The organism is Streptomyces sp. JJ36 (assembly GCF_021696945.1).
In the GTDB taxonomy this organism is placed as follows: domain Bacteria; phylum Actinomycetota; class Actinomycetes; order Streptomycetales; family Streptomycetaceae; genus Streptomyces.
On sequence record NZ_JACYHE010000079.1, the window covers coordinates 18,798 to 27,542 of the forward strand.

The window sequence follows — 8,745 nt, forward strand, 5'->3', positions numbered from 1 at the left end:
GCGGGTCACTGTCCGGGGGTGGTGAGCTTCTCGAGGGACTTCTGCAGGCTCTTCAGGGCGGCGGCGCTGCTCTTGCGGCCGTTGAGGGCGGCGTACGCCTCCTCCTGTATGGCGCGGGTGACGTCGCCGTAGCGGACGACGCGGGGGCGCGGCTTCGCGCGGACGATCGACTCCTTGAGCTCCGGCAGGTAGGGGTACTTCTCGATCAGCTCCTGCTCCTCGTAGAGCGTGGCGTAGGGCGGGGCGAGGGAGGCGGCCTTGAGGTTCTTGCGGGTGTTCTCCTCGTTGCTGAGGAACTTCATGAAGTCCAGCGCGGTGGCCTTGTTCTTGGCCGAGGAGGCGAGGGCGAGGTTGTGGCCGCCCAGGCTGGAGGTGCCGGGGCCGTCGGCCCCGGGGAGCGGGGCGACGTCGAACTTGCCGGCGACGTCGCTGGAGCCGTCCTTCTTGTTCAGCAGCGCGTAGGCGTACGGCCACTGGCGCATGAAGACGACGTCGCCCTTCTGGAAGGCGCGGCGGCCGTCTTCCTCCTGGTAGGTGATGGCCTTCTTCGCGATGGTGCCGTCCTCGAAGGAGTCGACGAGGAAGTCGAGGCCGCGGCGGGCCTCGGGGGTGTCGACGTTCGGCTTGCCGTTCGCGTCGGTGACGACGCCGCCCGCGGAGTGGACGGCCTCGGAGAAGTTGACGGTGAGGCCCTCGTACTTCTCGAACTGGCCGGTGTAGCAGGTCATGCCCTCGGCCTCGGGGAGCTTCAGCACCTTGGCGCAGGCCTTCTTCATCTCGTCCCAGGTGGCGGGAGGCTCCGCCACGCCGGCCTGTTCCAGCAGGTCGGTGCGGTAGTAGAGCAGGCCGCCGTCGGAGGAGGCGGGGGCGGCGTAGAGCTTGCCGCGGTAGGTGGCGGTGTCCACCACCGGCTGGAGCATGGTGTCCAGCGGGAACTCGTCCTTGGGGAGTTGATCGATCCAACGGTTGGCGGCGAACTCCGAGGTCCACACCGCGTCGAGGGAGAGCACCGTGTAGGCGTCGGACTCGGTCTCGGCGTTCTGGATCATCTGCTGGCGCTGGGCGTCGGCGTCGGTGGGCAGCTCGATGAAGGTGACCTTCTGGTCGGGGTGCTTCTTGTTCCAGCGGTCGAGCTGCGCCTGCATGGTCCCGGTGGTGTCCTTCCCCGCCACATAGGTGATGGGTCCGCGTCCCTCGAACGTCATGTCGCCGGAGCCGGACTCCGACGAGGAGTCCCCGGAGCCGCATCCGGAGGCGGCGAGCAGGGAGCACAGGGCGAGGGCCGTCGGGACCGCCGTCCGGCGGGAGAGGACGCTGCGCATGGCGAAACACCTTTCTGCGATGTTGCTCTGACGGGGAATTTGGCCGGGACGGTGCGCAGTCGGGGAGTCCTGCACCCGGCCTCATAGGAAATTGGTGTGCTCATGTCAGCCCGTGCGAGCCCCGGGGTGCGGGGCGACGCCGGGTCAGGCGGGAGCCGCGCGCCGGTCGTCCGGGACCACGACGCCGCTGGTGCCACGGACGATCAGCCGGGTGGGCAGCACCCGTTCGTGCGCCTCCTCACAGTCGCCGGAGAGGGCGTCCAGCATCTGCCGGGCCAGCGAGGACCCCTGCTCGACGACCGGCTGGGCGACGGTGGTGAGGTCCATCAGGTGGGCCATCTCGTGGTCGTCGAAGCCGACCACGGAGACGTCCTCGGGGCAGCGCAGCCCCATGCGCCGTACGGTGCGCAGGGCACCGAACGCCATCTCGTCGCACTCCGCGAAGACCGCGGTCGGCGGATCGGAGAGCGAGAGGAGGTGCGCCATGGCCGCCGCTCCGTCCTCGATGCCGAAGTAGCCGGCCGCCTCCAGCCGCGGGTCGTGCGGGAGGCCCGCCTCCGCGAGTGCGGCACGGTAGGCCTCCCGGCGGTAGAGCGGACAGCTGAAGCCCCGGGGGTGGGCGGCCCCGCTGATCATGCCGATGCGCCGGTGACCCAGGTTGATCAGGTGCCGCACCGCGGTCTTCGCACCCTCGGTGTCCTCGATCCGGACGTTCCAGAAGCAGGGCCGGGGATCACCCAGCACGGTGACCGGAACCTCCAGGGAGGCCAGCGCCTCGGCCTCGGGGCCGGAGAGCGGCAGGGTCAGTACGATGAGTGCGTCCACCCGGCGGCGCACCGGCAGCCGCTCGAAGAAACGCTGGTGCACCCGGGCGTCGCCGAGGTTGTAGAGCAGCAGGTCCAGATCGTGGGCCCGCAGCACGGAGTCGATGCCGACCACGACCTGCCCGTAGAACCAGCGGTTCAGGAAGGGCGCCACCACCCCGACGGCCCCCGTACGCCCCGAGCTGAGCTGGGAGGCGACGGGGGAGACCGTGTACGACAGCTCCTCGGCCGCGCGCAGCACCCGGGCCCGCGCGCTCTCCGAGACGTTGGGCAGGCCGCGCAGTGCCCGGGAGACCGTCGCCGTCGACAGCCCGGCACGCTGGGCGACGTCGATGATGGTCGCGGGCATGCGCAGTCTCCCTGTCCTCGGCGCCCCGGGCCGTCGCCGGGGAGTGCAAGGAACATAGGGCGCGTGAAACGCCGTTGCAACGGAGTGCACAGAGATTTCTGCGACGGAGCCCGGAAAAGGCACGGGCGCCGCCTGCTGAAGACGGTTTTCTCCGGGTTTCTGCGGATTTCGCGGTCACTGTAAACGTGTACAGCGCACCCGTACGGCCGGCCCCCTGCCGGGGTGCGGAAGCGGCACCGGGCACCGGGCACCGGCGGGCCGTCGCCCGCGCTCCGCTCGCCGGCGCCCCGGTGCCGCCGCACGCCCGCGCCACCGCCGTCGCCCCCGGCGGACGGCGCTCGCTACCCGCGCGTACCGAACTCGCTGACGGCGCATCACCCGCCTCTCGCTGCCCGGAGGTTGCGGAAATGCCACAGCCGCGGCCCAAACCGGTGCAAGAGGCCGGTACCTGAGCTGACGTACGGGTCGGTGACAAGGCAAACTGACCGATGCGGAATGGCGGATTGGCGGACGCAGCGCACGACGGCAGGGGGCACCATGGGCGCCGAGGGCCAGACGGGACACGGGTCCGAGCAGTGCGAGCAGCAGCTCCGGTTCGCCGTGCTCGGCCCCGTTCGTGCGTGGCGCGGAAGCAGCGCGTTGCACACCGGTTCGCCGCAGCAGCGGGCGCTGCTGGCGGCGCTGCTGCTGCGCGGCGGGCACACCGCGACCGCCGAGGAGCTGATCGACGCGATCTGGGGCACCGAGCCCCCGGAGCAGGCCAAGGCCACCCTGCGCACCTACGCCTCCCGCCTCCGGAAGGCGCTGGGGCCGGACGCGGAACTGCTGGTCAGCGAGGCCGGCGGGTACGCACTGCGGACAGACCGGGCGGGTGTGGAGGTGGACGCCGACACCGCGGCCGGACTGGCCACGGAGGCGGAGAAGGCGGCGGCCGCCGGGGACCGGGCGCGGGCCCGGGAGCTGTACGACGCGGCGCTGGCCCGGTGGGAGGGCGAGCCGCTGGCGCACCTGCCCGGCCCGTACGCCGAGACCCAGCGGGTCCGGCTTCAGGAGTGGCGGCTCGGCCTCCAGGAGCACCGGCTGGACCTGGACCTGCAACTCGGCTGCCACGCGGAGGCGGTCTCCGAGCTGACCGCGCTGACCGCCGCCCACCCGCTGCGGGAGCGGCTGCGGGAGCTGCTGATGCTGGCGCTGTACCGCAGCGGCCGGCAGGCGGAGGCGCTCGCGGTCTACGCCGACACCCGGCGGCTCCTCGCCGACGAGCTGGGGGTGGACCCGCGCCCGGAGCTCACCGAGCTCCAGCAGCGCATCCTGGAGGCCGACGAGGAGCTGTCGCTGCCGCCGGACGAACCCGCCTCCGCGGCGGTGCGCGATGTCGCCCGCCCCGCCCAGCTCCCGGCCACCGTGGCGGACTTCACCGGGCGGGCGGGGTTCGTCTCCGAGCTCGGGGAGCAGCTCGCCGAGGCCGGGGGCACGGTGATGGCGGTCTCCGCGGTGGCCGGCATCGGCGGGGTGGGGAAGACCACGCTGGCCGTGCACGTCGCGCACGCCGCCGCCGAGCGGTTCCCGGACGGGCAGCTCTACGTCGACCTGCAGGGCACCGGGCCGTCCGCGGCCGACCCGGAGGCGGTGCTGGGCGCGTTCCTGCGTGCGCTGGGCACCCCGGACTCCGGCATCCCCGAGGGTGTGGAGGAACGCGCCGCGCTCTACCGCTCGCTGCTGGCCGGGCGGCGGGTGCTCACCCTGCTGGACAACGCCCGGGACGCCGCCCAGGTCCGCCCGCTGCTGCCGGGCACCGCGGGCTGCGCCGCGCTCATCACCAGCCGTACCCGGATGGTCGACCTGGCCGGCGCGTACCTCGTCGACCTGGACGTGATGAGCCCCGAGGAGGCCATGACGCTCTTCACCCGCATCGTCGGGGAGGAGCGGGTTTCGGCCGAACGTGAGGCCGCCATGGACGTGGTGGCCGCCTGCGGCTTCCTGCCGCTGGCCCTCCGCATCGCCGCCGCCCGGCTGGCCGCCCGCCGCACCTGGACGGTCTCCATCCTCGCCGCCAAGCTCGCCGACGAACGCCGCCGGCTGGACGAGCTCCAGGCCGGCGACCAGGCCGTCAAGGCCACCTTCGAGCTCGGCTACAGCCAGCTCGACAAGGACCAGGCGCGGGCCTTCCGGCTGCTGGGGCTGGCCGAGGGCCCGGACATCTCGCTGCACGCGGCCGGCGCGCTGCTGGACCGCGGCCCGGAGGAGACCGAGGACCTGCTGGAGTCGCTGGTCGACACCTCGCTGCTGGAGTCCGCCGCGCCCGGCCGCTACCGCTTCCACGACCTGGTGCGCCTCTACGCCCGCACCTGTGCCGAGCGGGACGAGCAGCCGGACGAGCGGGAGGCGGCGCTCTCCCGGCTGCTGGACTTCTACCTCGCCACCGCCCGCCACGTCTACGCACTGGACCAGCCCGGGGAGCGGCTGGTGGAGCATCTGGCCCCCACCGACCACGCGGGCCTGGTCTTCACCGACCAGTCCGCGGCCATCGACTGGCTCTTCGCCGAGTCCGCATGCTTCCTCGCCTGCGCGCGGCAGCTCGCCTCCGGGGCGACGCTGCGCCGCGCGGTGGACCTGCTGATGGTCACCAGCATGCTCGGCGAGGCCGGCGTCAACGTCCGCGCGTACGAGCTGGCCGCGGTGACGCTGCGGGAGGCCGCGCACACCGCCGGGGACGGCCGCGCGGAGGCCCGCGCCCGCTCGGTCCTCACCGGGCTGCACCTGACCACCGGCCGCTTCGACGAGGCGGACGAGGAGGCGCGGCTGGCCGGGGTGCTGGGCCACGCCGCCGAGGACCCGATCTCCTCCTCCTACGCCCTCAACGACCGCGGCATCGTGGCCAACTACCAGAGCCGGTTCGAGGACGCGGAGGCGTACCTCAGCCGGGCGCTGGAGAGCCTGCGGGCCGACCGCAACGAGCCCTCCGTGGCCAGCGCCCTGTGCAACCTGGCCCGGGCCCACCTCGGGATGGGCCGCACTGACAGCGCGGTCGACCTCAGCGAGCAGGCCGTGGTCGTCTACAGCCGCCTGGAGGCGTCCATGCGCCTCGGCAACGGGCTCTACGCGCTCGGTCTCGCGCTGACGGCCGCGCACCGGCTGGACGACGCGCTGGACCGCCTCTCCCGGGCGCTGGACATCTTCCAGCGCACCCGGCAGCGCCTCTGGGAGGGCATGGCGCACTTCCGGCTGGCCGAGGTGCACCTCTCCGCGCACGAGCCCGCCAAGGCCGCCACGCACGCCGAGCAGGCGCTGGCCATCCTGCGCGGTGTGGGCGGCACCTGGCGGCACGCCAACGCGCTGACCACTCTGGGCCGCTGCCTCGCCGGCATCGGCCAGCTCCGCCGCGCCCAGGCGTGCTGGCGGGAGGCACTGGCCACCTACGAGCAGCTCGGGTCCGACCAGGCCGCGGAGGTCCGCGCGCTGCTCGCCCCGGTCGCCGCCGCCTGACGCGCCCGCGCCGCACCCGCGACCGCACCGGTACGGCTGCTCCCGGTCCGCCCGTGCTCCGGCCGCCGCCGGGGCACGGGCGGACGGAACCGCGGAGACCCCTTCCGGCGTGCACCGGAGGGGGCTGCCAGCGGACGTTCATCGTTCGTTTATCGCCTCCCGCCATGCTCATCTCATCGTTCCGTCGCATCGGGGGGCAGACGGTTCGATGGGGGGAGGCCGCTCCCCGCGCACTGCGGGGAAGCGGTCTGTGCGAAGCACCGCCCGGCGGCCGACGGGGGAGCCGCCGGGCGGGTGCTTCGCCGGCGAACCAGTCCGACTGCCCGAGGAGGGGACGATGGCCACCGACAAGAGCACCACGCAGGCCGCGGAGACCGTGGAGACCACGGAGCCCGACGAGTCCGTCAGCACCCGGAACCGGCACACCACCGGCACGCCGGTCGACGACGGCACGGCGGCGCTGGCGGAGGAGTTCCTGGACGCTGCGGAGAACCGGCACACCACCGGCACGCCCGTCGACGCGGACGTCGACGCGGACGTCGACGCCGACGTGGACGCAGCCGTCGGTTCCGGCCTCGACGCCGACATCGACGAGGAGGCCGCCGCGCTGGCGGACGAGCTGGCGGAGGTCGGGACGCGCAACCGGCACACCACCAGCGAGCCGGCCAACTGAACCACCCTCCACGGGGGACGCCCGGGGCCCGGCATCGGCGGCGAAGAGGGGGCATCGCCGGTGCCGGGCCCCGCACCGTGCCTACGCAGGGGTGAAAGAAACGAAAAAGGCTGGTTTCCGTCACCGGGTGCTCAAGATCGAGCGCAATCCGTCAACGTGTGTGCGTCCGGCGGCTACCTTGACCCGAGGGGAAACCACGTTCCGTCCAGAGGAGTTGCCGTGACCCGCGCCACGAAGATCTTCGCGCTCAGTGCGCTCACCGCCGGCCTCGTCGCCGCCGCGGCGAGCCCCGCTCTCGCGAACCGCCATTCGACCTCCGTCCCGGAGACGGACGACCCGAGGGCCACGCTCGTGTCGGCGGAGAACCGCCACGGGACGATGGAGCCGCTGGAGAACCGCCACCAGATGTGACGGCGACACCGCGCAGGGGCCGGGCGCCACGCGCCCGGCCCCTGCGTACGCTCAGCTCTCCACCGGCTCAGCTCTCCACCAGCGAGGTCACCGCGCAGCGCCGGACCTTGGCGGACCGGGACGGCCGGTCCATCCGCACGTCGACGGAGGCGCTGCCGTCGCCCGGCAGCTCGAAGGTCTCGGTGGCCGAGTCCACCCGGGTGCCGCGCTTGCCGTAGAAGGTGATCGTGATCCGGTAGTCGCGGTCGAGCGCGGAGGCGGACTCCACCCGCACCTTCGCCTGCTTGCGGAACCGGCTCGCGCAGGAGACGACGGTGGCCGTGGGCGCGTCCGAGGCGGTGGGCTGCGGGGTGTGACCCCCACTGCCACCGCCGGCGACGGAGTCGTAGTAGTCGTCATAGGCGTCGTAGGCGTCGTCACCGCCCGATCCGCCCGTGCCGTAGTCGTCGGAGTCGCCGTAGTCGTCGTCGGAGTCGTAGGCGCCGTTGTGGCTGCCGGACTTCTTGCTGCTGCATCCGCCGCCACCGCCACCGCCGCTGCTGCTGCCCCGGCCCTTGCCGCCGCCCGAAGTGCGCGCCGGGCTGAAGCCGCTGACGACGAAGAACACCAGCAGCACGGCTGCGATCAGCTTGAGATGGCGCGTCATCGGAAAGAGCCCCCCGGTGAGATTGCTTGTCAAGGCCATTACAACACCTGGGGACGCCCGCAGTGGCGAGGGGGTTCCGCCCGGCGTAGCGTCGAGACCAAGGACTCTGCGTAACGCGAGCGTGCCCACGCACGGGAAGCGAGGCGCCGCGATGGTCAGGAATCTGATCGGCTCTCTGCTCGCCCTCGTCGGAGCGGCTGCCGCCGTCTGGAGCGTCTTCCGCGACTGGTACGGAGGCCGGGAGGGACAGGACTTCCTCCTGGAGGACCTCTTCACCCCCGGAGGCGTCAGCGGCTCCGAGGCCGCCCTCTTCACCGGCCTCTTCCTGCCGATGGCGGTCGCCGCCCTGGTCGTGGTGGTCGGGGTGCTGCTGCGCTCGCAGCTCATGGTGGCGCTGGGCGGGCTGCTCGTACTCGGCTTCGCCGTGCTGTGGATGGTACGGCTCGGCATGGACCTCGGCAGTCTCACCGTCGGCGGGGACACGGGCCTGGCCTCCGGAGTCGGCATCGCCGTCGGCGGCGGACTCGCCGTCCTCGTCGGCGCGGTGGTGATGCGCGGGCGGCGGAAGCGGCGCGGCCGGCACCGCCTGGAGACCGAGGAGCCCGTGGAGCGCCGCGGGTTCGGCTGGTCCCGCGGACGCCGCCACGGCGGGCCGGCGACGGCCATGACGGCGGCCGGCGGAGCCGCCGGCGGGACCGCCGCCACGCACGCCGGCCGCGGGGGCGCGGCACCCGAACCGGCCCCGGAGCCTGCGGAGCACGCCGGTCCCGGCGTGACCGAACCCGCCACCGGCACCGCGTACAGCGGGACCGCCCCCGGCCCGCAGGGCGACCGGCCCACCGGGCGGGGCGAGGACACCCGTCGCACCGGAGCCGGGTCCACCTCCCCGGCCGCGCCCCGCGCCGAGGAGCCGTGGACGGACCGGGCCGGGGCGGGCGCCTCGGCCGGGGCCGGTGCCGCCGGGCCCCCCGGTGAGCCGGGAGAGCCCGCGGAGCCGGCCGCCCCGGAGCGCGCGGCCGCCGAGGAGCAGCGGC

The 8,745-nt window shown here is 73.6% G+C and carries 7 protein-coding genes; 4 read left to right on the forward strand and 3 right to left on the reverse strand.

Annotation, left to right across the window (positions count from 1 at the left end; translation table 11 throughout):
* Positions 1-5: 5 nt before the first annotated feature.
* Positions 6-1,322: an ABC transporter substrate-binding protein gene (locus HOY81_RS23000; protein ID WP_237322564.1), complete on the reverse strand. Its 1,317-nt coding sequence runs from the start codon at positions 1,320-1,322 to the stop codon at positions 6-8.
* A gap of 144 nt (positions 1,323-1,466) precedes the next feature.
* A complete protein-coding gene (locus HOY81_RS23005; RefSeq protein ID WP_237322565.1) occupies positions 1,467-2,495 on the reverse strand; it encodes a LacI family DNA-binding transcriptional regulator in 1,029 nt (342 codons plus the stop codon).
* 537 nt (positions 2,496-3,032) lie between these two features.
* Here HOY81_RS23005 and HOY81_RS23010 point away from each other — a divergent pair.
* The 3 genes from HOY81_RS23010 (at position 3,033) to HOY81_RS23020 (ending at position 7,065) form a co-directional block, all read left to right on the forward strand.
* Complete coding sequence (locus HOY81_RS23010; RefSeq protein WP_237322572.1) at positions 3,033-5,981, forward strand: BTAD domain-containing putative transcriptional regulator; 2,949 nt, start codon at positions 3,033-3,035, stop codon at positions 5,979-5,981.
* A 337-nt stretch (positions 5,982-6,318) separates the two neighbouring features.
* Positions 6,319-6,654 (forward strand): hypothetical protein, encoded by a 336-nt coding sequence (locus HOY81_RS23015; RefSeq protein WP_237322567.1) that lies wholly within the window; start codon positions 6,319-6,321, stop codon positions 6,652-6,654.
* Between the two features lie 219 nt (positions 6,655-6,873).
* Positions 6,874-7,065 (forward strand): hypothetical protein, encoded by a 192-nt coding sequence (locus HOY81_RS23020; protein ID WP_237322569.1) that lies wholly within the window; start codon positions 6,874-6,876, stop codon positions 7,063-7,065.
* A gap of 67 nt (positions 7,066-7,132) precedes the next feature.
* On the opposite strand, the gene HOY81_RS23025 is transcribed toward HOY81_RS23020, so the two are convergent.
* Positions 7,133-7,711, reverse strand: coding sequence for a hypothetical protein (locus HOY81_RS23025; RefSeq protein WP_237322571.1), 579 nt, complete (start codon positions 7,709-7,711; stop codon positions 7,133-7,135).
* 151 nt (positions 7,712-7,862) lie between these two features.
* Here HOY81_RS23025 and HOY81_RS27505 point away from each other — a divergent pair.
* Positions 7,863-8,745, forward strand: an 883-nt coding sequence (locus tag HOY81_RS27505; protein ID WP_272893189.1) for a hypothetical protein, incomplete at its 3' end; no start/stop codon positions are given.